The sequence below is a fragment of the Burkholderia sp. GbtcB21 genome, assembly GCF_019091065.1.
Taxonomy (GTDB): domain Bacteria; phylum Pseudomonadota; class Gammaproteobacteria; order Burkholderiales; family Burkholderiaceae; genus Burkholderia; species Burkholderia pyrrocinia_C.
In genome coordinates this window covers 43,265-65,556 of record NZ_JAGXKA010000020.1, presented here as the reverse complement: position 1 = coordinate 65,556, position 22,292 = coordinate 43,265, and the positions used below count along the sequence as shown (strand labels likewise).

Sequence of the window (22,292 nt, the reverse complement as noted above, 5' to 3'; positions counted from 1 at the left end):
ATTACTTGAGCTAGCGATTCTGCAACAAGCTGGAGAAAAAACTCTTCTAGACGCGCCCGCACGGGTTTTTGCCGATGTCTTGCTCCGGTAAAAAATGCGAAAACGCGCGCGAGCGACAGTTCCGTTCATTCCGCGCATGTTTCGTTCGACAACTAAACAATTCGGGCGCGAATGCGAAGGTTCGGCGCGCGGTCTCCCGTGTCTGACCGCACATCATTGCGTTTTGCGAAACGATTCGATGACGGTCTTCTCCCTGTCACGTCGTCACGCCGGCGCGTCGAGGTCGGCGCTGCGCGCGGGCACGAACGCGACCGCGACGATCGACAGCGCGAGCCCGGCCATCACGTAGTAGGTCGGCGCCAGCGGCGTACCCGTGACCTTGATCAGCCACGTGACGATGAACTGCCCGAAGCCGCCGAACAGCATCACCGCGACGTTGTACGCGATCGACAGCCCGGTCGAGCGCACGTTGGCCGGGAACAGCTCGGCGATCATCGCGCCGAACGGCCCGTAATAGCCTGCGAGCGTCACCGACAGCACGGCCTGCACCGCGATCAGCCGCCCGATGCTCGGCGCCGCGTCGAGCCACGCGAACAGCGGATACATCAGCACGAGCGTCAGCGCGAGCGACCACAGCGACAGCCCCTTGCGGCCGATGCGGTCCGACCACGCGCCCGCGACCGGCGACAGCACCATCAGCAGCAGGTTGCCGACGATCACCGCGTAGAACGATTCCGAGTACGGCAGCTTCAGCTGCTTCACCGCGAAGGTCGGCAGATAGCTGATCAGCACGTAGATCGTCACCGTCAGCGCGATCACCGAGCCGAGCCCGCACAGCACCTCGCGCGGGTGGCGCGTGAACACTTCGCCGAGCGTCGCGCGGCGCGCGCTCTGCTGCGCATGCAGGAATGCTTCGGAATCGGCGAGATGGCGGCGGATGTAGAAGCCGATCGGGCCGATCACGAGCCCGAGGACGAACGGCACGCGCCAGCCCCAGCTGTGCAGCGCGTCGTGCGACAGCCCGCGCGTGACGGCCGCGCCGACGAGCGCGCCGATCAGCAGCGCGGCCGCCTGGCTCGCCATCTGCCAGCTGCCGTAGAAACCGCGTTTCGAGAACGGCGCGGCCTCGATCAGCAGCGCCGTCGCGCTGCCGAATTCGCCGCCCGCGGAGAAGCCCTGCAGCAGGCGGCCGAGCACGATCAGGATCGGGGCGCCGATGCCGATCGCCGCATAGGGCGGCGCGATCGCGAGCAGGAAGATGCCGAACGTCATCAGCAGGATCACGAGCGACAGCGCGGCCTTGCGGCCGGCACGGTCCGCGTACAGCCCGAATACGATGCCGCCGATCGGGCGCATGAAGAACGCGACGCCGAACGTCGCGGTGGTCAGCAGCAGCGACGAGTATTCGCTGGAGGTCGGGAAGAACAGCTCGGCGATCACGACCGTCATGAAACCGAACACCGTGAAGTCGTACCACTCGAGCGCGTTGCCGATCACGGCGGCCACGACCGCGCGCCGATTCAGCGCACGCTCGGGCCGGATCGTTTTCGTTGAATTCGCAATCGTCGCCATGCGTGCCTCATCCTCGTGAATTCGCCGTGTCGGGCGGCGCGGCGCAGTGTGCCGCGCCGCGCTGGTTTGCAGCGAGTGTAGAAAGCGACGGAACCGTTTTCAAGCAATAAAAACGCCCGCCGTCTTTCGACGGCGGGCGTTTTGCGGTTTTCGCCACATTGCGGCATCGCACGATGCCGCACGGGCCTCAACCCATCTTCGAGAATGCGCTGCACCAGCCCTTCGCCGACACCTGCTTGCCGGGGAAGGCGCCGCAGGGGCCCGAAGCGGAACCCTTCTTGCCCTGGTACAGCATGCAGGCCGCGCAATCCTGGCCCGCTGCGTATTTCGGGTACTTCGTCTTGTCGACCTTCGTGGCATCGGCCTTGTAGCCGAGCGCCACCGCGGTCGGATCGGTTTCCGACAGCATCGGCGCATCGGCCAGCGCTTCACGCGACAGCGCCAGCGCGGACACGACGCCAACGCTCGAAATCAGGAAACTCCGACGGGATGTTTTCATGGGGACTCGCTCCAACGTTATCGGTTTGAAAGCTGTTCTGGCGACAGCCGTTCGACAGAATAACCGCCAAGCGAATAAATGTGCGCGCCGAAATGCCGGAGATAAGGGATTTCACACGGCGCGACGCGCACGGGCGCGTCAGCCGTATGCGGCCATGTCGCCGACACGCTGCGCGAGCGCGAGCGACGCGGTGAGCCCCGGCGACTCGATGCCGAACAGGTTCACGAGCCCGCGCACGCCGTGCTGCGCGGCGCCCTGCACGATGAAATCGGCCGGCGGCTCGCCGGGCCCCGCGACCTTCGGCCGAATGCCCGCGTACGCCGGCTGCAGCGCACCGTCGGGCAGGCCCGGCCAGAACGCGCGGATCGACGTGTAGAACGCGGGGGCGCGCGCCGGATCGACTTCGTAGCGCAGCGAATCGACCCATTCGACGTCCGGCCCGAAGCGTGCCTGCCCGGCGAGGTCGAACGTCAGGTGTACGCCGAGCCCCGCGCGGTCGGGCATCGGGTAGACGAGATGCGAGAACGGCGCACGGCCCGACAGGCTGAAATAATTGCCGCGCGCGAGATAGAGCGGCGGCACCCAGTGCGGGTCGAGGCCGCGCGTGCGGCGCGCCAGCGCCTGCGCACCGAGGCCCGCGCTGTTGATCACGCAGGCGGCCTCGATCTCGGCGGGCGTGTCGCCGCCCGTGCGCACGACGAAGCGCCCGCCGCGCAACACGTCGATCGACTCGACCGGGGATTTCAGCGCGCACACGGCGCCGTCACGTTCCGCGGCGCCGAGCAGCGCGAGCATCAGCTGGTGGCTGTCGACGATGCCGGTGGACGGCGAAAACAGCGCTTCCACGCATTCGAGCGCGGGCTCGAGCGTCTGCGCCTCGACGCGCGTGAGCGGCAGCAGGTCGAGCACGCCGTTTTCGGCGGCACGCGCGGCGATCGCCTTCAACTGCTTCACCTGCGCGACGCTCGTCGCGACCAGCAGCTTGCCCGTGCGCCGATACGGCACGTGATGCGTGTCGCAGAATTCGTACAGCAGATCGCGACCGCGCACGCACGACATCGCCTTCAGCGAACCGCGCGGATAGTAGAGCCCCGCGTGGATCACTTCGCTGTTGCGCGAGCTCGTGCCCGTGCCGATCGCGTCGGCGGCCTCGAGCACGAGCGTCTCGCGCCCGCGCGCGGCCAGTTCGCGTGCAATCGCAAGGCCGACGACGCCCGCGCCGATCACCACACAATCCATCTGCTCCATGACGTTTCGCGCTGCTAACGCGTCGAGGGGAGAGAAGAGAATTGTACGTCCCGGTTCGCAAGCCTGCCGAAAGCATGTGTGCCGCGTCGCGACGACACTGCGCACGATTCGGCGCGCACACCTCGGCCGTGCGCGCGCCGCCGGTTCAGAAGCCGATCGGCCTGCGCTTCGCGGCCCCCTCGTCGGCACGGATGTCGTGCGGCCCGATCGCGTCGCGACCGTCGAGCCGCGCGGCGCCGAAGGCATGCAGCAGCGCGCGGCGCATCGTGCGCGGCGGCGTCGCGGCCAGCACGTCGAGCGCGTCGTCGCCGAGCGTGTCGGGGAAGCGCCGACCCCATGCGTGCGACGTGCGGATCTCGTCGTAGATCGTCTGCGCGATCCGGCGCGCACCGGCCGCATCGGGCGGCGCGATCTCGTACACGTTCATCCGGTTGAGCAGCGGCTCCGGAATCGCCTGCGCTTCGTTCGCGGTCGCGACCCAGATCACGTTGCCCGCATCAATCGGCACTTCCGCGAATTCGTCGACGAACGCGCGCGCGGTGTCGTGCTCGAGCAACGCATACAGCGCGCCGAGCGGATCGTATTGCGCATCGCTGCCGGCCTTGTCGATCTCGTCGACCGCGATCACCGGGTTCGCATAGCTGCCGTTCACGAGCGCGTCGAACACCTTGCCGGGTTTCGCGTTCTTCCATTGCGACGACGCACCCGACAGGATCCAGCCGGCCGTCAGCGAACTCATCGGCACGTAGTGGTATGCGGTGCCGAGCAGTTGCGCGAGCGCCTTCGCGAAATGCGTCTTGCCGATGCCGGGCGGCCCGAGCAGCAGGATCGGCATCAGTTCGAGCCGGTCGTCCGTTTCGAGGCACAGCGCGACCTGCTTGCGCACGTCGTCGAGCGGCTCGGTGAAATTCGGCAGCGCGTCGCCGAGCGCGTCGAACGACGGCATCCGGTTCGGCTTCACGCAAAAGCGCAGATTCCCCGTCTTGAGCATCCTTTCGTAGGTGGCGCGCAATGCGTCGCTCGCGCTCTCGTTCAGGTCGCTCAGCGCCGTCTCGACCTGCTCGAGGTCGTACACCGTGCTGAAGGACGCCACCGCCAGTTCCTGTTTCACCATCGCCGTCGTCATACCAACCTCGCTGCCGCTTGCTGTCACACCACCATCAGACCCTTACGATTTCAGTGTAGCGGGCCCGTATCCGCGCGCAAGCAAGCAGCCGTGCGAGTCTGCTGCTAACACCCGGCGTGCGCTGCACGGCTGCACGGCGCGGCGTATGATCGTCGGTTCACCCACCCGCCTCAAGGCTTCGCCGGCGGCGCCCGCGCGGCGCGTCGCGCCCCGTCCCGAAGGTATGCCGATGTCCGCCCCCACCGCTTTCCCGCGCATCGACGCCGATGCGATCGCCGCCGTCGACGCGGCGCTCACGTCGCGCCGCGCGATCCGCGCGTTCCTGCCGACGCCCGTGCCGCGCGACACGCTCGAGGCGATCCTCGAAGCCGCGAGCCGCGCGCCGTCCGGCACCAACATCCAGCCGTGGCGCGTGTACGTTGCGACAGGCGCCACGCGCGATGCGCTCGCCGCCGCGCTGACCGCGGCCCACGACGATCCCGCGCGCGACGAGAAATACGTCGCCGAGTACGACTACTACCCGCGCGAATGGGTGTCGCCGTATCTCGACCGGCGCCGCAAGGTCGGCTGGGACCTGTACGGGCTGTTGAACATCGGCCGCGACGAGAAGGCGCGCATGCACGCGCAGCACGCGCGCAATTTCCGCTTCTTCGATGCGCCGGTCGCATTGTTCTTCACGCTCGATCGCGTGATGTCGTACGGCGCGTGGCTCGATTGCGGGATGTTCCTGCAGGGCGTGATGACGGCCGCGCGCGCACGCGGGCTCGATACCTGCCCGCAGGCCGCGTTCGTGCCGTTTCACCGGATCGTCGCCGAACATCTCGGCATTCCCGCCAACGAACAATTCGTCTGCGGCATGTCGCTCGGCCATGCGGACCCCGACGCGATCGAGAACCGCCTCGTCACCGAACGCGCGCCCGTCGCCGAATTCGCACGCTTTTTCGCTTGAAAATGCATGACGCGCACCTACCTTTCGGACAGGACCATATTGCGCGGCGAACCTGTCGCGGCGCGTCCTGTCACATCACGATCGAAATCGATCGGGCGTAAGATGTGCGTCCGTTCCCCGCTATTCCGCGTTTCCGGAGACGTTTCATGCTGAAACACGGCCTGGCCGTCCTGCTCGCGAGCCTCGCGCTCGCCGCCCATGCGCAGAGCCCCGCACCGGCCTCCGTCGCGTGGGAGATCCAGGTAGTGCGCGACGGTCAGACGATCGACACGTTCCAGCAGCGCACCACCGTGGGTCAGACCCGCACCGATACCCATCGCTATCCGTCCGCCGTGCCGGTCGGCTGCGGCAATGCCGCGCGCGTCGTGCCGACCGAGCGCTCGCGCTCGGTGACGGTGGCGCCGCTCACCGTCGACACCGGCGCGAACACGGTGTCGCTCGCGCTCGACGTGCAGGAAACGCTCGACGACGAAAACGCGACGCGCGGCGATCCGTGCGTGCCCGCGTCGCCGCGACAGATCGTCGCGAGCCACCCCGGCCTGTCGGTCGGCAGCGACGCGTGGACCGACTGGACGCTCGTCGAGCAACGTCCGCACCTCGTGTACCGCGTGCGCGCGCACGTCGCGAAGGACTGAGCGTCATGTCCGCAGACGCCCTGTCCCTGCCGTTCGCCGAACCGCACGCCGCCCCCGACGAAATCACCGCGGTCAGCTGGAACCTGCACAAGGGCCGCTCGCCGCTCGGCTTCACCGCATGGAACGCGATGCGCAACTGGATGCAGTCGACGCACGCCGACGTGTATTTCCTGCAGGAAGCGATGGCGCGCCGCATGCCGCGCCCCGTGCTCGCGCCCGGCTTCGGCGCGCCGATGGACGACGAGGTCGACGACGTATGGCACTGCCAGGCCACCGAGATCGCTCATGCGCTCGACTGGCAGATCGCGCTCGGGCCGAACGTGTTCAAGCCGTCGTGGCGGCACGGCAACGCGATCCTGTCGCCGCATCCGCTCGATCTCGGCGGCCGCTGGGACATCTCCGCGCACCGCTTCGAACGGCGCGGGCTGCTCGTCGCGCGCGCGACGCTCGCGGGTGCGCGCCCGGTCACGCTGCTGTGCGCGCACCTCGCGCTCACGCGCGCCGCGCGGCTGCGCCAGATGCACTGGATCGCGCACTGGATCGTGCGCAACGCGGGCGACGGCCCGCTGATGCTCGCCGGCGACTTCAACGACTGGCGCAACGATTCGGTCGCGCTGTTCGGCGAGATCGGGATGTCCGAGGTCGCGACGCTGCTCGGCGAATCGGGCCGCACCTTCCCCGCGTTCTCGCCGGCGCTCGCGCTCGACAAGATGTTCGTGCGCGGCCTGACGCCGCTCGAATGGCGCGCGCCGTCCGGCGAGGCCGCGTGGCTGTCGGACCACCTGCCGTACATCGCGCGCCTGCGCCTCGATCCGCAATAACGACACGATCGCAATCCGCCGCCAGCGCGGCTGCCGGCGCGTGCGGTGCCCGCTCGGCACGCTGTGCGGCGTGGCGCTCGTCGGCTTCGGCGCGAAACCCGCGGCCGTTCGACGAAAGTCAGTTGAAAGAATTCGTTGCGCCAAATCCGCGCAGCCACGCGGGTCAAGCCCGCGATCAGCGCCAACAGGGTAAAATAACCAGTTCGTCAATCGTCTGTCATCGAGAAGGCGCGTGTCCGACGCGCCGGCCGGCCGATCCTCGATCGGGCCGTCGCACTCGGTTTTTTTGCCCGTTTTTGGGCCCGTTACACGCGTTCGCCACGCGCGTCCGTTTTCAAAGCCATGAGCAAATACGACACCGCCACCGTCCAATCCGTCCACCACTGGACCGACACGCTTTTCAGCTTCACCTGCACCCGTGAGGCGAGCCTGCGCTTCAACAACGGCGAATTCACGATGGTCGGCCTCGAGGTCGATGGCAAGCCGCTCGCGCGCGCCTACTCGATCGTCAGCCCGAACTACGAAGAGCACCTCGAATTCTTCAGCATCAAGGTCCAGAACGGCCCGCTGACGTCGCGCCTGCAGCACCTGAAGGTGGGCGACACGGTATTGATCGGCAAGAAGCCGACGGGCACGCTGGTCGCCGACAACCTGCTGCCGGGCAAGACGCTGTGGATGCTGTCGACGGGCACGGGCCTCGCGCCGTTCATGTCGATCATCCGCGATCCGGACATCTACGACCGCTTCGACAAGGTGATCCTCACGCACACGTGCCGCCTGAAGGGCGAACTCGCGTACATGGACTACATCAAGCACGACCTGCCGGGCCACGAGTACCTGGGCGACATCATCAAGGAAAAGCTCGTCTACTACCCGACGGTCACGCGCGAAGCATTCGACAACGAAGGCCGGATCACCGACCTGATCGCGACGGGCAAGCTGTTCACGGATCTCGACGTCCCGCCGTTCTCGCCGGAAAACGACCGCGTGATGCTGTGCGGCAGCACCGCGATGCTGAAGGACACGACCGACCTGCTGAAGCAGGCCGGCCTCGTCGAAGGCAAGAACAGCGCGCCGGGCCACTACGTGATCGAGCGCGCATTCGTGGACTGATCCGCCCCGAAATTTGTGCCGCATCAAAAAACCGGAGCAAAAGCTCCGGTTTTTTTTCGTCCCCACTTGGCGAATTCGTAACAAACTGGGACCATCTCATCTCAAATAGTTACATTTGGATACGTCATCGCCCGGTGCTTGGGTGTCAGTGTTTTTCCTACAACAGCTTCATCCGGATTGTTCACATTTACCCTTAAATGTCCGCCCGACATGACTTTTACGGAATTTTTGAGATATTATTCGGCGCTCGTGGTCGCCGTTCGGACGGGTGTTGAAGGGTCGGATGCGAACGTTACAAAATGTAACTTTTGTTACCTCGGCATGGAGCGATTCCCTGGCGGCGACCGTCATCGAAACGACAGTCGTTCCACGCAGCCAGCCGGTGTCTGAACCGCTTTCTGACAGCAGGGAGAGTCATGGATACGTCGCTTAACGCGCCCCTGGGCGCCCACGCCCCGTTCCCGTCGCGGCAGCTCGTACAGGGCTGCGCCGCTACTCCGCCCATTGCCGAAGCCGCGTCGAAACGCAACGCCTCCGCTGCGCGCATCGCCGCGCTGTCCGCCCAGCTGCTTGCCGCCGACGAAGCCGCGCGCCGCCATCTGGCCGGCGAGCTGCACGACGGGCTCGGCGCCGAACTCACCGCCGCGCGTTTCGCGCTCGCAAACGTTCAAACGTGGCTGCCGGCCGATGCGCCGGACGGCTGCGTGCGCGCGCTGGAGCTTGCCCAGCAGGCGCTCGACGCCGCGACCGACGCGAATCGCCGGCTGATCGACGAACGCGACACGCCGACGCTCGACGCGGGCGTGGTCGGCGCGCTGTCGTCGTGGGTCGACAGCCATGCGACGCGCACGGGCCTGCGCACCAGCTTCGTGTGCGCGGCCGACGCGCGCCTGACGAAGATCGCCGGCGCCAGCGCGCTCGCGGTGTTCCGCGTCGCACAGGAAGCGCTGTCGAACGTCGCGAAACACGCACGGGCGAAGTCGGTCGACGTGCGGATCGTCACCGACGGCTCGCACCTGTCGCTGATCGTCGCCGACGATGGCACCGGTTTCGCCCGGGGCCGCCGCACCGGCTACGGCCTCGCCGGCATGCGCGCACGCTGCGAAGCGTTCGGCGGCAGCTTCGAGACGGCCACGCCGGAAACCGGCCACGGCACGCGCGTCACCGCGCGCTTCGCGTGGGATTCGCTGCTCGCGACGCCCGTCGCGGCACGCCGCGCGTCGCGTTCGTGAGGTCGTCATGAGCCTGAACATCCTGCTCGTGGACGATCACGCGATCGTCCGGCAAGGGGTCCGCCAGTTGCTGATCGACCGCGGCATCGCGCGCGACGTCACCGAGGCCGAGACCGGCGGCGACGCGATGGCGGCCGTCGACCGGCAGGAATTCGACGTGATCCTGCTCGACATCTCGCTGCCGGACACGAACGGCATCGAGGTGCTCAAGCGCCTCAAGCGCAAGCTGTCGCGCACGCCGGTGCTGATGTTCTCGATGTACCGCGAGGACCAGTACGCGGTGCGCGCGCTGAAGGCCGGCGCCGCCGGCTACCTGTCGAAGACGGTCAACGCCGCGCAGATGATCGGCGCGATCCAGCAGGTCGCGGCCGGCCGCAAGTACGTGAGCCCCGCGATGGCCGAGGCGCTCGCCGAATACGTGTCGTTCGAGAACGAGCCGCTGCCGCACGAGAAGCTGTCCGACCGCGAATACCAGACGCTCTGCATGCTCGCGTCGGGCAAGCGGCTCACCGACATCGCGAACACGCTGTCGCTGTCCGTGAAGACGGTGAGCGTGTACCGGTCGCGGCTGCTCGAGAAGATGCGGCTGTCGAACAACGCGGAGCTCACGTTCTACGTGATGAGCAACCGGCTCGTCGACATGTCGCCCACGGCCGGCGCCTGATTCAACGGATTCGCCCGATACATCGGATTCGTACGATTCAACGGCGCGGCGCACGCCGGGTCGCGCTCGACCGCCGCCCGTTTTCGCGCGCAAGCGCTTGTTTTATCGGACGATTCCGCGCCGCGCCGCTGCGCCGCAGCGGGCCTTGTCCGCCAAATCGGCTAAAATTGCGGGTTTTCACTCAGTCAGCGCCGCCGCGCTCGCGCGCGCTGGCAATTCATCCGCAATGTCCCTCTTCCGCAAGAAAAACGTCGATCGCATGATCGCCGGCGCGCACGCCGCCGGGCTCAAGAAAGCGCTCGGCGCGATCGACCTCACCTTCCTCGGCATCGGCGCGATCATCGGCACCGGCATCTTCGTGCTGACCGGCACCGGCGCCGTGCAGGCCGGCCCGGCACTGATGCTGTCGTTCGTGATCGCCGCGATCGCATGCGGCCTCGCGGCGCTGTCGTACGCGGAATTCGCGTCGACGATCCCCGTCGCCGGCTCGATCTACACGTATTCGTACGCGACGCTCGGCGAGCTCGCCGCATGGATCATCGGCTGGGACCTGATGCTCGAGTACGGCCTCGCGGCGTCGGCCGTGTCGGTCGGCTGGTCGGGCTACCTGCAGTCGCTGCTGCAGGGCTTCGGGCTGTCGCTGCCGACCGTGCTGACGGCGGCACCCGGCGCGGTGCCGGGCGTCGTCACGTGGTTCAACCTGCCCGCGTTCCTCGTGATGCTCGTGATCACGACGCTGCTGTCGATCGGCATCCGCGAATCGACCCGCATCAACAACATCATGGTGTTCATCAAGGTGTCGGTCGTGCTGCTCGTGATCGCGGTCGGCCTGTTCCACGTGACGCCCGCGAACTGGAAGCCGTTCATGCCGCACGGCTGGAACGGCGTGTTCGGCGCTGCGGCCGTGATGTTCTTCGCGTTCATCGGCTTCGACGCGGTGTCGTCGGCGGCCGAGGAAGTGAAGAACCCGAAACGCGACCTGCCGATCGGCATCATCGCGTCGCTCGCGGTGTGCGCGGTGCTGTACGTGACGGTCGCCGCGGTCGCGACCGGCATCGTGCCGTCGGCCCAGTACGCGAACATCTCGCACCCGATCTCGTACGCGCTGCAGGCCGCCGGCGAGAAGTGGGTCGCAGGCTTCATCGACCTTGGCGCCGTGCTCGGCATGCTGACCGTGATCCTCGTGATGAGCTACGGCCAGACCCGCGTGATCTTCGCGATGTCGCGCGACGGGCTGCTGCCGGCGACGCTGTCGCGCGTGCATCCGCGCTACGCGACGCCGTTCCTGACGACCTGGCTCGTCGGCCTGTTCTTCGGGCTGATCGCCGCGCTCGTGCCGCTCAACGTGCTCGCCGAGCTGATCAACATCGGCACGCTCGCGGCGTTCTCGATGGTGTCGATCGCGGTGCTCGTGCTGCGCCGCACGCACCCCGACCTGCCGCGCGCGTTCCGCTGCCCGGGCGTGCCCGTGGTGCCGATCCTCGCGGTCGCGTCGTGCCTGTTCCTGATGCTGAACCTGCAGCCCGTCACGTGGGCCGCGTTCGGCATCTGGCTCGTGATCGGCCTCGTGATCTACTTCCTGTACTCGCGTCACCACTCGAAGCTCGCGCACGGTCACCACGACGCGCACTGACCTCCGCCGCTGCGCGCGCACGCCGCGCGCAGCGGTGCGACACCGCGCCGGGCCGTAACCGGCCTCGTGCGGCACGCCCCTTCCCCGCCGCATCAGCCGCCGCCGGACACGCGCCGCCGTGCCCTTCCCGCGCGCGATCGTGTCCGATCGTCGCGATCTCTTGCCCGATCCTCCGGATTTGCCCGCACGATTTGCACGCTGCCTGCACACGCGCGCCGGGCGGTTCATAATCCCGCCATCGAACGACGGCCCGGACCGGCGGGCCGCCCGGCAACAGGAAAAAGATGATGGAAAGCGTCGATCTCGATGTACTGAAATCAAGCGCGCGCTGGCTCGAAGAAGGGCGCCGCGTGCTGCTCGTGACGGTCGTGAAGACGTGGGGCTCGTCGCCGCGCCCCGAAGGCGCGATGCTGGCGGTGCGCGAGGACGGGCTCGTGGTCGGGTCCGTGTCCGGCGGCTGCATCGAGGACGACCTGATCGCCCGTGTGCACGCAAGCGGGATCGCGGCCGACGCGCGCCCGGAAGCGCTCAAGTACGGCGTGACGGCCGAGGAAGCGCACCGCTTCGGGCTGCCGTGCGGCGGCACGATCCAGCTCGTGCTCGAGCCGCTCACGCGCGACAGCGGGATTGCCGCGCTGTGCGCTGAAGTCGAGGCCGGCCGCCTCGTCACGCGCACGATGACGCTCGCGACCGGCCGCGCGTCGCTGTCGCCCGCACAGGCGGCCGACGGGCTCGCGTTCGACGGCGAACGGCTCGTGACGATCCACGGGCCGCGCTACCGGATGCTCGTGATCGGCGCGGGCCAGTTGTCGCGCTATCTGTGCCAGATCGCGGTCGGGCTCGACTATCAGGTGACGGTGTGCGATCCGCGCGAGGAATACACGGATGCGTGGGACGTGCCGGGCACGCGCGTCGTGCGCACGATGCCCGACGATACGGTGCTCGACATGAAACTCGATGCGCGTTCGGCCGTGATCGCGCTCACGCACGATCCGAAGCTCGACGATCTCGCGCTGATGGAGGCGCTGAAGACGCCCGCGTTCTACGTCGGCGCGCTCGGCTCGCGGCGCAACAACGCGGCGCGGCGCGAGCGGCTGCGCGAGTTCGACCTGAACGAAGCGGAACTGGGCCGGTTGCACGGGCCGGCCGGCATCTACATCGGCAGCCGGACGCCGCCGGAAATCGCGATCTCGATCCTCGCCGAGATCACCGCCGCGAAGAACAACGTGTCGCTGCCGACGATCCTGCAGGTCGAGGGCGCAAAGGCCGCGCGAGAAATCGCGGCGAACAGCGGCGCGGCCTGCGGCCTCTGATCCGCACTGGCTAGCCGGACGAAGCGGCTCGCGCCGGCGGCAGGCCGGCGCGAGCGCCGATCAGGTCAGGCCGGCCGCGAGCGCCGCGGCGACCGAACCGACCACCAGCACGACGCCGACCGTGCGGCGCTTGTTCAGCTCGGTCCACAACAGCACGCCCGTCAGCGACAGCAGGATCAGCGAGCCCGCGATCGTGTCCATCAGCAGCACCCAGCCGAGGTTCATCCCGACGCCGCGATGCAGGTTGTTCAGCGTCGTCAGGAACGTGTTGTCCGTGCGCTTCACCGACACATAGCCATTGCCGACCCAGTATTCGGCCTGCAGGTTCCGGTGCGGGCCGAACAGGCCGAACTGCCAGTGCTCGGGCTGCATCACGCGCTGGTCGCCCCATGCGACGGCCTGCGCGGGATCCTTGCGGATGCGGCCGGGCCGGCCGTCGAAATGCAGTTCCTGCTGCAGCCATTTCGTCATCGCGGCGGGCGTCTTCGGCACCGGATCGGGCAGCGCGATCTGCATCTGCTCGACCTGCGGCTCGCCGGTCGAAATCTTCAGCGGCGGCGCGCGGTGGTTCAGCACCACGCCCGTCACGCCGAACAGCAGCCCGAGCACCGCACCCCACAGCCCGACCCAGCCGTGCACCTTGCGCAGCCACTTGATGAAGGTCGCGCGACGCGAGCGCTGGCGGCGCGCGGCCAGTTCGTCGTCGGTCAGCGGGCGGGCCGCCGGATGCAGCACGGTGACGCCCGCGCGCGGCATACCCGCCTTGGGAGAGTCGATCGTTTCGGGCGCGTTCACGCGAAAGTATCCATTCGTTCAAAACAACGGGCGGCGCGCAGGGATCGCACGCCGCCCGGGCAACATGAAAATGAGAATGGATATCATTACATAAATCGAATTCCGGCTCAATCGGTCCGGCTGCGCTGCGGCGCGCTCGACGAGCGAAGAAACGCCGACGAAGCGAACACGTTGCATCGAAATATCGCTCGATAGGCGACCAATGCCGGCCGAATGACCCCGCAAGGCCGAGACAGCGTTTCGTAAGAAGCGGCGCGATGGCGCGCCGTTCAGCGCAGCGGCGGCAGCGGAAAGCGCGGTGCGGCGGCGTCCGGCCCGGGTTCGGTGCGATCGAGCGCGTACAGCCACGCGAGCAGGTCCGCGACGACCTGGTAGAGCTGCGGCGGAATCCGGTCGTCGAGGTCGACCTGCATCAGCAGCGACACCATCTCCGGCGCGGTATGCACGTACAGCCCCGCATCGTGCGCACGCGCGACGATCATCTCCGCGAGCACGCCGTAGCCCTTCGCGACCACGCGCGGCGCGGCATCGCCGCCTTTCGGGTCGTAGACGAGCGCGGCCGCGCGCTTGCGGGACGACATGCTCATTGCGGCACCTCGTCGTCGGCGCCCGGTACGCGCGTGCCCGGCCCGGCCGCCGCACCGCGCGCATACGCGGCGGCCGCCGCCTGTGCGGCAAACAGGTCGAAGCCGTCCGGCCCGTCGTCGACCGCGCGGATCGACAGCCCGCCCACCCGCAGCCCCGATCCCTCGAGCCGCTGCCGCAGCGCGGCCTCGTGCCGCGTGAGGCGGTCGGCGCCCGTCTGGTTCGCACGCAGCCGCGCGACGAGCTGCGCGCCGTTCAGCACCAGCTCCGCGTCGACCGTACCGAGCGACGGCAACGTCAGCGTCAGGCGCGTGCGCCATGCAATGCCGTCGCCCGCGTCGTCGCCGCCGCGCGGTGCGCGGCTGCCCGGATCGTCGGGTTCGATCGTCCAGTCGAGCCGCGCGCCGGGCCACGCCTCACCGGTCCAGCGGAACTGGTCGGTCGCGAGCGCGTCGAGCTGTTGCCTGACGAGCGGCACCGCGGCCGGGTGCACGGGAGCGAGCGGCTGCGCCTGCGGGTCGGACGACGCGGCGGCCAGCCCGGCACGCGCCGGCGTCCAGCGCGGGTCGGCATGCGCGCCGAGCGGATCGGCGGTATCGGGCGGCAACGACGCGCCCTGCCGGGCGGCCGCCGGCAACGCCTGCGCGGCGTCGCGAGCGGGGGCGCCGCCCTGGGCCGGCGCGCCCGCTTGCGCAGTCGCCCGCGCGGTCGCCGGCAGCGGCGGGCGCTGCGCGAGCAGTTCGTCGAGCACGTCGGTCGAGCCGGGCTGCGCGGCATCCGGGTCGGCCGGCGCAAGCGTGGCCGTCAGGCGCGCCTGCGGCTCGCGCATCAGCGCCGCGAGCGGACGCTGGCCGGCCAGCCACTGCGCCAGATGGGATTCGTAGAAGAGGCCGCTCTCGCTCACCGCTTGGGCGAGCGCCGCACGCAACGCCGCGACCGGCAGCGGCGCGGCCGTTTCGCGCGCCGCCGCGGCGGACGACGCCGCAGCGGAAGAAGGCGTGGAAGCCGCCGCCGCCGCCGGATCGGACACGGCCGGCGCACGCGCCGGCACGGCCGTATCGGTCAGCAGCACGGCGGGATCGGCCAGCAGCGGTGCGCGCCCGGCGATCGCGGGCGTCGCGTCGCCGCCCGCGCGCGAGATCGCGTCGAGCACGCGCCCGACGTCGGACAGCGCGGTCTGCGTGGAGGCTTGCGGCGCGACGGGCGGGCCGCCGGCCGGAGGCGAGGACGACGCGCCGGTGCCCGGCGTGCCGACCTGCGCGGTCGCGCCGCCGCTGGCGGGCGCCGATACGGTGCCGGTCAGCAGGCTGTCGAGGCGGCTCGCCAGCAGCGCGGCCGCAACGGAATCGATACCGGTCATGATCGGAGCCTGCTCACCTCAGCCACATCGTTGCGAATCCGGGAGCGGCACGCCGGTGCCGCCCGCGGGAACAGCGCGCGTGCCGCGTGCGGTAACGGGCACGGGCGCCCCGCGCCCGTCTCCCCGAAAAGCGGGCCCTACCCGCGCGCGCGGTAGAGATCGGTCAATACCTTGGTCGAGCGCCGCGCCTCGAACAGCGCGGACAGCCGCGCGACGTCCGGGCTCGCGAGATCGCGGATCGCGGCATCGTCGGCCAGGATGCGGCGAATCAGGTCCAGCTTGCGGCCGAGATCCGATTCGTCGAGCGCGACGCCCGGATCGGCTTCCTTCAGCCCGTCGACGAGCTGCATGAATTCGACCTGCAACCCCGGCAACGCGGCCCAGTCGGCGTCGCGCGCGGCGCACAGCATCCGGCCCGACACGGCTGCGAGCGCCTCGTAACGCGCGAAGTATTCGGCCTTGAGATTCATCGTGCTGCTTCCACTGCCTGTTGCGCGGCCATCCGCGCGACTTCCGGGGCGATGCCCGTCCATGCTTCCTCGAGCGTTGCGAGCAGTCCGTCGACCTCGACCAGCATCGCGTCGCTCGCCTGCGCGTTCGCTTCCAGCAGGCGCCGGCCGATATACGCATACAGCGCGTCGAGCCGGCCCGCGATCTCGCCGCCCGCGTCGCGGTTCAGCGACGCCTGCAGGCCGCTCTCGACGATCCGGATCGCCTTGCCGATCGCTTCGCCGCGCGCGGACACGTTGCCCTGCTGCAGGTGCATGCGCGCCAGCGCGATCGCCTGCCGCGCGCCCTGGTACAGCATCGCGATCAGCCGGTGCGGGGAGGCGCCCATCACCCCTGTCTCGACGCCGACACGCGCGTAGGCACTGGCTCCAGCGTGTCCTGGGGAAAACATGCGCTTCTCCTTGTCATGCCTTGGCTATACGGGAGCCGCCGCCGTGCATCGCACGACGCGGCCTTCTCCGGAGTTATCGGAAGGGATTTGAAAAGCTTTAGGCGCGCGGGGCCGCGGCCGGGCGCTGGATGCCGGCCCGCCGGCCCCGCCCGGCAAGGCTGGTTGGCCGTCGCCGGGTGGCCGTCGCGGGGATGCCCTTCGCCGGTTGGCCGTCCCCGGGTGCCCGTCGTCGGATGGCCGCCCCCGGGATGCCCGTCGCCGGATGGCCGCCCCGTCACACCGACATCTGCATGATGTCGTTGTAAGCGCTCACCAACTTGTTGCGGACCTGAAGCCCGAACTGGAAGCCGACGTTGGCTTTCTGCATGTCGACCATCACGTCGTTCAGCGACACGTTCGGCGCGCCGACCTCGAACGCCTGCGCCTCGCCGAGCGCGTGCTGCTGGTCGCCGCTGATCTTGTCGAGCGACGCCTTCATCGCGCTCGCGAACGTGCCGGCCGTCGCCGCGCCCGAGCCGGCAAGCGCCGCCGTCGGGCTCGCGACGCCGCCGGACGCCTGCGCGGCCATCGACTGCATCTGTTGCAACACCGAACCGATTCCGCTGACGTTCGCAGTCATGCTGTCCCCAGACATAAGAGAAGAGACCCGGACGCACCGGGCGTTTCCGCCAGCGCCGCACCACGCGCACCATGCCGGATCGCGAAAAAGGATAGCAGCGCGCCGCGCGGCAAAGCCGAGAAAGTACGGGGGAAACCCCGCTCTTTTCGGTCGATCGGAGTACGGCCCGGATCACGATAATCGCATCGTGTCATTGTCCGCCCGCTCGCCCGAGCGAGCTCAGTCGTCCCGCTCCGGAGAAACTCGACGCATGGATTCGCAGGCCAACTCGCTGATCAACCCCGACGCCCGCGCGGGCCTCGCCAGCCCGGCGCCCGGCGCCGCCGCGGCCGCCGCGTTGCCGGGCGCGGGCGTCGCCGGCGCGGACTTCGGGCTCGGCGGCTTCGCGGAACGCATTCCCGGCATCTCGCGGATGAAGGGCAACCCGAAGCTGCCGTTCCTGATCGCCGCGGCGCTCGCGATCGCCGCGATTACCGCGCTCGTGCTGTGGAGCCGGACGCCCGACTACCGCGTGCTGTACAGCAACCTGTCGGACCGCGACGGCGGCGCGATCATTACCGCGCTCCAGCAGGCAAACGTTCCCTACAAGTTCGCCGATGCCGGCGGCGCGATCCTCGTGCCGTCGAGCCAGGTGCATGAAACGCGCCTGAAGCTCGCCGCGATGGGGCTGCCGAAGGGCGGCTCGGTCGGCTTCGAGCTGATGGACAACCAGAAATTCGGCATCAGCCAGTTCGCCGAACAGATCAACTACCAGCGCGCGCTCGAAGGCGAGCTGCAGCGCACGATCGAATCGATCAACGCCGTGCGCGGCGCGCGCGTGCATCTCGCGATCCCGAAACCGTCGGTATTCGTGCGCGACAAGGAAGCGCCGAGCGCGTCGGTGTTCGTCGACCTCTACCCGGGCCGCGTGCTCGACGAGGGCCAGGTCCAGGCGATCACGCGGATGGTGTCGTCCGGCGTGCCCGACATGCCCGCGAAGAACGTGACGATCGTCGACCAGGACGGCAACCTGCTGACCCAGTCGGCGTCGGCGTCCGGCCTCGACGCGAGCCAGCTCAAGTACGTGCAGCAGGTCGAGCACAACACGCAAAAGCGCATCGACGCGATCCTCGCGCCGATCTTCGGCGCCGGCAACGCGCGCTCGCAGGTCAGCGCGGACCTCGATTTCTCGAAGATCGAGCAGACGTCGGAAAGCTACGGCCCGAACGGCGTGCCGCAGCAGGCCGCGATCCGCAGCCAGCAGACCAGCAGCGCGACCGAACTCGCGCAGGGCGGCGCGTCGGGCGTGCCGGGCGCGCTGTCGAACACGCCGCCGCAGCCGGCTTCCGCGCCGGTCGTCGCCGGCAACGGCCAGAACGCGCCGCAGACGACGCCGGTCAGCGACCGCAAGGACCAGACGACCAACTACGAGCTCGACAAGACGATCCGCCATCTCGAACAGCCGATGGGCAGCGTGAAGCGGCTGTCGGTCGCGGTCGTCGTCAACTACCAGCCGATCGCCGACGCGAAGGGCCACGTGACGATGCAGCCGCTGCCGCCCGCGAAGCTCGCGCAGGTCGAGCAGCTCGTGAAGGACGCGATGGGCTACGACGAGAAGCGCGGCGACTCGGTGAACGTCGTAAACAGCGCGTTCTCGACCGCGAGCGATCCGTACGCCGACCTGCCGTGGTGGCGCCAGCCCGACATGATCGCGATGGCGAAGGAAGCCGCGAAGTGGCTCGGCATCGCGGCGGCCGCGGCGGCGCTCTACTTCATGTTCGTGCGCCCGGCAATGCGCCGCGCGTTCCCGCCGCCCGAGCCGGCCGTGCCGGCGCTCGCGGCGCCGGAAGATCCGGTCGTGCTCGACGGCCTGCCGGCGCCGGTCAAGGCCGACGACGAACCCGACTCGCTGCTGCTCGGCTTCGAATCCGAGAAGAACCGCTACGAACGCAACCTCGACTACGCGCGCACGATCGCCCGCCAGGATCCGAAGATCGTCGCCACCGTCGTGAAGAACTGGGTGTCCGATGAACGCTGAAGGCTTGACCAAGAGCGCGCTGCTGCTGATGTCGATCGGCGAGGAAGAGGCCGCTGAGGTATTCAAGTTCCTCGCGCCGCGCGAGGTGCAGAAGATCGGCGCCGCGATGGCCGCGCTGAAGAACGTCACGCGCGAGCAGGTCGAGAGCGTGCTGCAGGACTTCGTGAAGGAAGCCGAGGAACACACCGCGCTGTCGCTCGATTCGAGCGAATACATCCGCTCGGTGCTGACCAAGGCGCTCGGCGAGGACAAGGCCGGCGTGCTGATCGACCGCATCCTGCAGGGCAGCGACACGAGCGGCATCGAGGGCCTGAAGTGGATGGACTCGGGCGCGGTGGCCGAACTGATCAAGAACGAGCATCCGCAAATCATCGCGACGATCCTCGTGCACCTCGACCGCGACCAGGCGTCCGAGATCGCGTCGTGCTTCACCGAGCGGCTGCGCAACGACGTGCTGCTGCGGATCGCGACGCTCGACGGCATCCAGCCGGCCGCGCTGCGCGAGCTCGACGACGTGCTGACCGGCCTGCTGTCCGGCAGCGACAACCTGAAGCGCAGCCCGATGGGCGGCATCCGCACCGCGGCCGAGATCCTGAACTTCATGACGAGCGTGCATGAGGAAGGCGTGCTCGAAAGCGTGCGCCAGTACGACGCCGATCTCGCGCAGAAGATCGTCGACCAGATGTTCGTGTTCGAGAACCTGCTCGACCTCGAGGATCGCGCGATCCAGATGGTGCTGAAGGAAGTCGAGTCGGAAACGCTGATCATCGCGCTGAAGGGCGCGCCGCCCGCGCTGCGCCAGAAGTTCCTCGCGAACATGTCGCAGCGCGCGGCCGAACTGCTCGCCGAGGATCTCGACGCGCGCGGCCCGGTGCGCGTGTCCGACGTCGAGACGCAGCAGCGCCGCATCCTGCAGATCGTGCGCAACCTCGCCGAGAGCGGCCAGATCGTGATCGGCGGCAAGGCGGAAGACGCGTATGTCTGATTCGGCGAGCGATCGCGCGGGCACCCTCACCGCCTACCAGCGGTGGGAGATGGCGTCGTTCGACCCGCCGCCGCCCCCGCCGCCGCCCGACGACGCGGCAGCGGCCGCCGCCGCGCTCGCCGAGGAACTGCAGCGCGTGCGCGATGCCGCGCACGCCGAAGGCCATGCGGCCGGCCACGTTGAAGGCCAGGCGCTCGGCTACCGGGCCGGTTTCGAGCAGGGCCGCGAACAGGGTTTCGAGGCCGGCCAGGCCGCTGCGCGCGAACAGGCCGCGCAGCTCACAGCGCTCGCCGCGTCGTTCCGCGAGGCCGTGTCGAGCGCCGAGCACGACCTCGCCTCCGACATCGCACAACTCGCGCTCGACATCGCGCAGCAGGTCGTGCGCCAGCACGTGAAGCACGACCCGGCAGCGCTCGTCGCGGCCGTGCGCGACGTGCTCGCGGCCGAACCCGCGCTGTCCGGCGCGCCGCATCTCGCGGTGAATCCGGCCGACCTGCCCGTCGTCGAAGCCTATCTGCAGGACGATCTCGATACGCTCGGCTGGAACGTGCGCACCGATGCGTCGATCGAGCGCGGCGGCTGCCGCGCGCACGCCGCGACCGGCGAGGTCGACGCGACGCTGCCCACGCGCTGGCAGCGCGTCGCCGCCGCGATCGGCAAGGTGAGCACGTGGTGACGCGGTCGCCCGAATCGCTCGCGCATGACGGCATGACGCCGCTCGAGCGCGAACTCGCGCTCGCGTCGTTCGGCCCCGCTGGCGCGCACGACACCGCACACGACACGAAACCGCATGCGACCGCTTCAACGGCCGCCGCATACGACGCCGCGCCGCGCGCGCCGCACAATCCGCATCTCGCGCACTGGCGCACGCACCTGAACGGGCTCGCCGCGCGCAGCCACCGCGCGCTGCCGCTGCGGCCTTGCGGGCGCCTCACGCGCGCGGCGGGCCTCGTGCTCGAGGCGATCGGGCTGCGCCTGTCGGTCGGCGCCGAATGCACGATCGAATTGCCGCCCGGCAGCACGCTGCCGCACGCGGAAGCGGAAGTCGTCGGCTTTGCCGGCGACCGCCTGTTCCTGATGCCGACCACCGACGTCGCCGGCGTGCTGCCCGGCGCGCGCGTGTGGCCGCTCGAAAGCGCGCCCGTCGCCGATCCGCTCGCGGGCGCGAAGCGGCTGCCGGTCGGCTGGGAGATGCTCGGGCGCGTCGTCGACGCGTCGGGCCGCCCGCTCGACGGCCTCGGGCCGCTCGCATCGAAGGTCGATGCGCCGCTGTCGGCGCCGTCGATCAACCCGCTCGAACGCGAACCGATCCACCACGTGCTGGACGTCGGCGTGCGCGCGATCAACGCGCTGCTCACCGTCGGCCGCGGGCAGCGAATGGGCCTGTTCGCGGGCTCCGGCGTCGGCAAGTCGGTGCTGCTCGGCACGATGGCGCGCTATACGAGCGCGGAAGTGATCGTGATCGGGCTGATCGGCGAACGCGGCCGCGAAGTGAAGGAATTCATCGAACAGATCCTCGGCGAGGACGGGCTCGCGCGCTCGGTCGTCGTCGCGGCGCCGGCCGACGTGTCGCCGCTGCTGCGGATGCAGGGCGCGGCCTACGCGACGTCGCTCGCCGAATATTTCCGCGACCAGGGCAAGCACGTGCTGCTGCTGATGGATTCGCTGACGCGCTACGCGATGGCGCAGCGCGAGATCGCGCTGGCGATCGGCGAGCCGCCCGCGACCAAGGGCTATCCGCCGTCGGTGTTCGCGAAGCTGCCCGCGCTCGTCGAGCGCACCGGCAACGGGCCGGAGGGCGGCGGCTCGATCACCGCGTTCTACACGGTGCTGACCGAAGGCGACGACCAGCAGGACCCGATCGCCGATTCGGCGCGCGCGATCCTCGACGGCCACATCGTGCTGTCGCGCACGCTCGCCGAGGCCGGCCACTATCCGGCAATCGACATCGAGGCGTCGATCAGCCGCGCGATGACCGCGCTGATCGACGAAACGCATCTCGACCACGTGCGGCAGTTCAAGCAGATGCTGTCGCGCTACCAGCGCAATCGCGACCTGATCGCGGTCGGCGCGTACGCACCCGGACGCGACGCGCAGCTCGACCGCGCAATCGCGCTCTATCCGCGCATCGAGGCGTTCCTGCAGCAGGGCTTTCGCGAATGCGCGCCGTTCGCGTCGAGCCTCGCCGGGCTCGATGCGCTGTTCGACGCTTACGGAGGCTGATC

General features: G+C 69.0%; 22 protein-coding genes. 12 read left to right on the top strand and 10 right to left on the bottom strand.

Annotation, left to right across the window (positions count from 1 at the left end):
* Positions 1-264 precede the first annotated feature (264 nt).
* From KVT39_RS31985 to KVT39_RS31970, 4 genes are all read right to left on the bottom strand, one after another.
* Positions 265-1,572, bottom strand: a complete 1,308-nt coding sequence (locus KVT39_RS31985; RefSeq protein ID WP_034179289.1) for an MFS transporter — start codon at positions 1,570-1,572, stop codon at positions 265-267.
* A gap of 187 nt (positions 1,573-1,759) precedes the next feature.
* Entirely contained in the window at positions 1,760-2,071 is a 312-nt protein-coding gene (locus tag KVT39_RS31980) for a high-potential iron-sulfur protein (RefSeq protein ID WP_014895772.1), read from the bottom strand.
* A 138-nt stretch (positions 2,072-2,209) separates the two neighbouring features.
* Positions 2,210-3,319, bottom strand: a complete 1,110-nt coding sequence (locus tag KVT39_RS31975; protein ID WP_175749027.1) for an NAD(P)/FAD-dependent oxidoreductase — start codon at positions 3,317-3,319, stop codon at positions 2,210-2,212.
* A 145-nt stretch (positions 3,320-3,464) separates the two neighbouring features.
* On the bottom strand, positions 3,465-4,445 hold the full coding sequence (locus KVT39_RS31970; protein WP_034179292.1) for an AAA family ATPase: 981 nt from the start codon (positions 4,443-4,445) through the stop codon (positions 3,465-3,467).
* A 229-nt stretch (positions 4,446-4,674) separates the two neighbouring features.
* On the opposite strand from KVT39_RS31970, the gene KVT39_RS31965 reads away from it, so the two are divergent.
* The 8 genes from KVT39_RS31965 (at position 4,675) to KVT39_RS31925 (ending at position 12,805) form a co-directional block, all read left to right on the top strand.
* Positions 4,675-5,394, top strand: a complete 720-nt coding sequence (locus KVT39_RS31965) for a nitroreductase (RefSeq protein ID WP_207921107.1) — start codon at positions 4,675-4,677, stop codon at positions 5,392-5,394.
* A 146-nt stretch (positions 5,395-5,540) separates the two neighbouring features.
* Complete coding sequence (locus KVT39_RS31960; protein ID WP_034179293.1) at positions 5,541-6,029, top strand: hypothetical protein; 489 nt, start codon at positions 5,541-5,543, stop codon at positions 6,027-6,029.
* 5 nt (positions 6,030-6,034) lie between these two features.
* Positions 6,035-6,850 (top strand): endonuclease/exonuclease/phosphatase family protein, encoded by an 816-nt coding sequence (locus tag KVT39_RS31955; protein ID WP_034179294.1) that lies wholly within the window; start codon positions 6,035-6,037, stop codon positions 6,848-6,850.
* Positions 6,851-7,192: 342 nt separating this feature from the next.
* Entirely contained in the window at positions 7,193-7,963 is a 771-nt protein-coding gene (locus KVT39_RS31945) for a ferredoxin--NADP reductase (RefSeq protein WP_034179295.1), read from the top strand.
* A gap of 416 nt (positions 7,964-8,379) precedes the next feature.
* Positions 8,380-9,195 (top strand): quorum system sensor histidine kinase RqpS, encoded by an 816-nt coding sequence (gene rqpS / locus KVT39_RS31940; protein ID WP_131947909.1) that lies wholly within the window; start codon positions 8,380-8,382, stop codon positions 9,193-9,195.
* A gap of 7 nt (positions 9,196-9,202) precedes the next feature.
* Positions 9,203-9,859 carry a response regulator transcription factor RqpR gene (gene rqpR, locus KVT39_RS31935; RefSeq protein ID WP_034179297.1) on the top strand — a complete coding sequence of 219 codons (657 nt, stop codon included), beginning with the start codon at positions 9,203-9,205 and terminating at the stop codon, positions 9,857-9,859.
* Positions 9,860-10,085: 226 nt separating this feature from the next.
* Positions 10,086-11,492 (top strand): amino acid permease, encoded by a 1,407-nt coding sequence (locus tag KVT39_RS31930; protein WP_034179298.1) that lies wholly within the window; start codon positions 10,086-10,088, stop codon positions 11,490-11,492.
* Between the two features lie 287 nt (positions 11,493-11,779).
* A complete protein-coding gene (locus KVT39_RS31925; RefSeq protein WP_034179299.1) occupies positions 11,780-12,805 on the top strand; it encodes an XdhC family protein in 1,026 nt (341 codons plus the stop codon).
* Between the two features lie 60 nt (positions 12,806-12,865).
* Here the strand turns inward: KVT39_RS31925 and KVT39_RS31920 are convergent, their stop codons facing one another.
* The 6 genes from KVT39_RS31920 to fliE all read right to left on the bottom strand — a co-directional run bounded on the left by KVT39_RS31920 (position 12,866) and on the right by fliE (position 17,065).
* Entirely contained in the window at positions 12,866-13,600 is a 735-nt protein-coding gene (locus KVT39_RS31920) for a PepSY-associated TM helix domain-containing protein (protein WP_105389527.1), read from the bottom strand.
* Between the two features lie 269 nt (positions 13,601-13,869).
* Complete coding sequence (locus tag KVT39_RS31915; protein ID WP_217590957.1) at positions 13,870-14,187, bottom strand: EscU/YscU/HrcU family type III secretion system export apparatus switch protein; 318 nt, start codon at positions 14,185-14,187, stop codon at positions 13,870-13,872.
* Positions 14,184-15,545: a flagellar hook-length control protein FliK gene (locus KVT39_RS31910; protein ID WP_217590956.1), complete on the bottom strand. Its 1,362-nt coding sequence runs from the start codon at positions 15,543-15,545 to the stop codon at positions 14,184-14,186. The genes KVT39_RS31915 and KVT39_RS31910 overlap by 4 nt, the downstream gene beginning before the upstream one ends.
* A gap of 137 nt (positions 15,546-15,682) precedes the next feature.
* Positions 15,683-16,015, bottom strand: coding sequence for a flagellar protein FliT (locus KVT39_RS31905; RefSeq protein ID WP_034179303.1), 333 nt, complete (start codon positions 16,013-16,015; stop codon positions 15,683-15,685).
* Positions 16,012-16,446 carry a flagellar export chaperone FliS gene (fliS, locus tag KVT39_RS31900; RefSeq protein WP_034179304.1) on the bottom strand — a complete coding sequence of 145 codons (435 nt, stop codon included), beginning with the start codon at positions 16,444-16,446 and terminating at the stop codon, positions 16,012-16,014. The genes KVT39_RS31905 and fliS overlap by 4 nt, the downstream gene beginning before the upstream one ends.
* Positions 16,447-16,720: 274 nt before the next feature.
* A complete protein-coding gene (gene fliE, locus KVT39_RS31895) occupies positions 16,721-17,065 on the bottom strand; it encodes a flagellar hook-basal body complex protein FliE (RefSeq protein ID WP_034179305.1) in 345 nt (114 codons plus the stop codon).
* Between the two features lie 250 nt (positions 17,066-17,315).
* Here fliE and fliF point away from each other — a divergent pair, with 250 nt between their 5' ends.
* From fliF to fliI, 4 genes are read left to right on the top strand one after another with little or no spacing between them, the layout of a single operon-like run.
* Entirely contained in the window at positions 17,316-19,082 is a 1,767-nt protein-coding gene (fliF, locus tag KVT39_RS31890) for a flagellar basal-body MS-ring/collar protein FliF (protein ID WP_217590955.1), read from the top strand.
* Positions 19,072-20,067 carry a flagellar motor switch protein FliG gene (fliG, locus tag KVT39_RS31885; protein ID WP_034179307.1) on the top strand — a complete coding sequence of 332 codons (996 nt, stop codon included), beginning with the start codon at positions 19,072-19,074 and terminating at the stop codon, positions 20,065-20,067. The genes fliF and fliG overlap by 11 nt, the downstream gene beginning before the upstream one ends.
* The gene (gene fliH, locus KVT39_RS31880; RefSeq protein ID WP_034179308.1) at positions 20,060-20,743 is read left to right on the top strand and encodes a flagellar assembly protein FliH; all 684 of its coding nucleotides are present in this window, start codon (positions 20,060-20,062) and stop codon (positions 20,741-20,743) included. Before fliG ends, fliH begins: the two co-directional genes overlap by 8 nt.
* Positions 20,737-22,290, top strand: coding sequence for a flagellar protein export ATPase FliI (gene fliI, locus KVT39_RS31875; RefSeq protein WP_217590954.1), 1,554 nt, complete (start codon positions 20,737-20,739; stop codon positions 22,288-22,290). The genes fliH and fliI overlap by 7 nt, the downstream gene beginning before the upstream one ends.
* Positions 22,291-22,292: the final 2 nt, after the last annotated feature.

Bases quoted from the DNA above. Each gene is read 5' to 3' on its own strand.
- KVT39_RS31985 (WP_034179289.1), bottom strand. From the start codon at position 1,572: ATGGCGACGATTGCGAATTCAACGAAAACGATCCGGCCCGAGCGTGCG.
- KVT39_RS31980 (WP_014895772.1), bottom strand. From the start codon at position 2,071: ATGAAAACATCCCGTCGGAGTTTCCTGATTTCGAGCGTTGGCGTCGTG.
- KVT39_RS31975 (WP_175749027.1), bottom strand. From the start codon at position 3,319: ATGGAGCAGATGGATTGTGTGGTGATCGGCGCGGGCGTCGTCGGCCTT.
- KVT39_RS31970 (WP_034179292.1), bottom strand. From the start codon at position 4,445: ATGACGACGGCGATGGTGAAACAGGAACTGGCGGTGGCGTCCTTCAGC.
- KVT39_RS31965 (WP_207921107.1), top strand. From the start codon at position 4,675: ATGTCCGCCCCCACCGCTTTCCCGCGCATCGACGCCGATGCGATCGCC.
- KVT39_RS31960 (WP_034179293.1), top strand. From the start codon at position 5,541: ATGCTGAAACACGGCCTGGCCGTCCTGCTCGCGAGCCTCGCGCTCGCC.
- KVT39_RS31955 (WP_034179294.1), top strand. From the start codon at position 6,035: ATGTCCGCAGACGCCCTGTCCCTGCCGTTCGCCGAACCGCACGCCGCC.
- KVT39_RS31945 (WP_034179295.1), top strand. From the start codon at position 7,193: ATGAGCAAATACGACACCGCCACCGTCCAATCCGTCCACCACTGGACC.
- rqpS (WP_131947909.1), top strand. From the start codon at position 8,380: ATGGATACGTCGCTTAACGCGCCCCTGGGCGCCCACGCCCCGTTCCCG.
- rqpR (WP_034179297.1), top strand. From the start codon at position 9,203: ATGAGCCTGAACATCCTGCTCGTGGACGATCACGCGATCGTCCGGCAA.
- KVT39_RS31930 (WP_034179298.1), top strand. From the start codon at position 10,086: ATGTCCCTCTTCCGCAAGAAAAACGTCGATCGCATGATCGCCGGCGCG.
- KVT39_RS31925 (WP_034179299.1), top strand. From the start codon at position 11,780: ATGGAAAGCGTCGATCTCGATGTACTGAAATCAAGCGCGCGCTGGCTC.
- KVT39_RS31915 (WP_217590957.1), bottom strand. From the start codon at position 14,187: ATGAGCATGTCGTCCCGCAAGCGCGCGGCCGCGCTCGTCTACGACCCG.
- KVT39_RS31910 (WP_217590956.1), bottom strand. From the start codon at position 15,545: ATGACCGGTATCGATTCCGTTGCGGCCGCGCTGCTGGCGAGCCGCCTC.
- KVT39_RS31905 (WP_034179303.1), bottom strand. From the start codon at position 16,015: ATGAATCTCAAGGCCGAATACTTCGCGCGTTACGAGGCGCTCGCAGCC.
- fliS (WP_034179304.1), bottom strand. From the start codon at position 16,446: ATGTTTTCCCCAGGACACGCTGGAGCCAGTGCCTACGCGCGTGTCGGC.
- fliE (WP_034179305.1), bottom strand. From the start codon at position 17,065: ATGACTGCGAACGTCAGCGGAATCGGTTCGGTGTTGCAACAGATGCAG.
- fliF (WP_217590955.1), top strand. From the start codon at position 17,316: ATGGATTCGCAGGCCAACTCGCTGATCAACCCCGACGCCCGCGCGGGC.
- fliG (WP_034179307.1), top strand. From the start codon at position 19,072: ATGAACGCTGAAGGCTTGACCAAGAGCGCGCTGCTGCTGATGTCGATC.
- fliH (WP_034179308.1), top strand. From the start codon at position 20,060: ATGTCTGATTCGGCGAGCGATCGCGCGGGCACCCTCACCGCCTACCAG.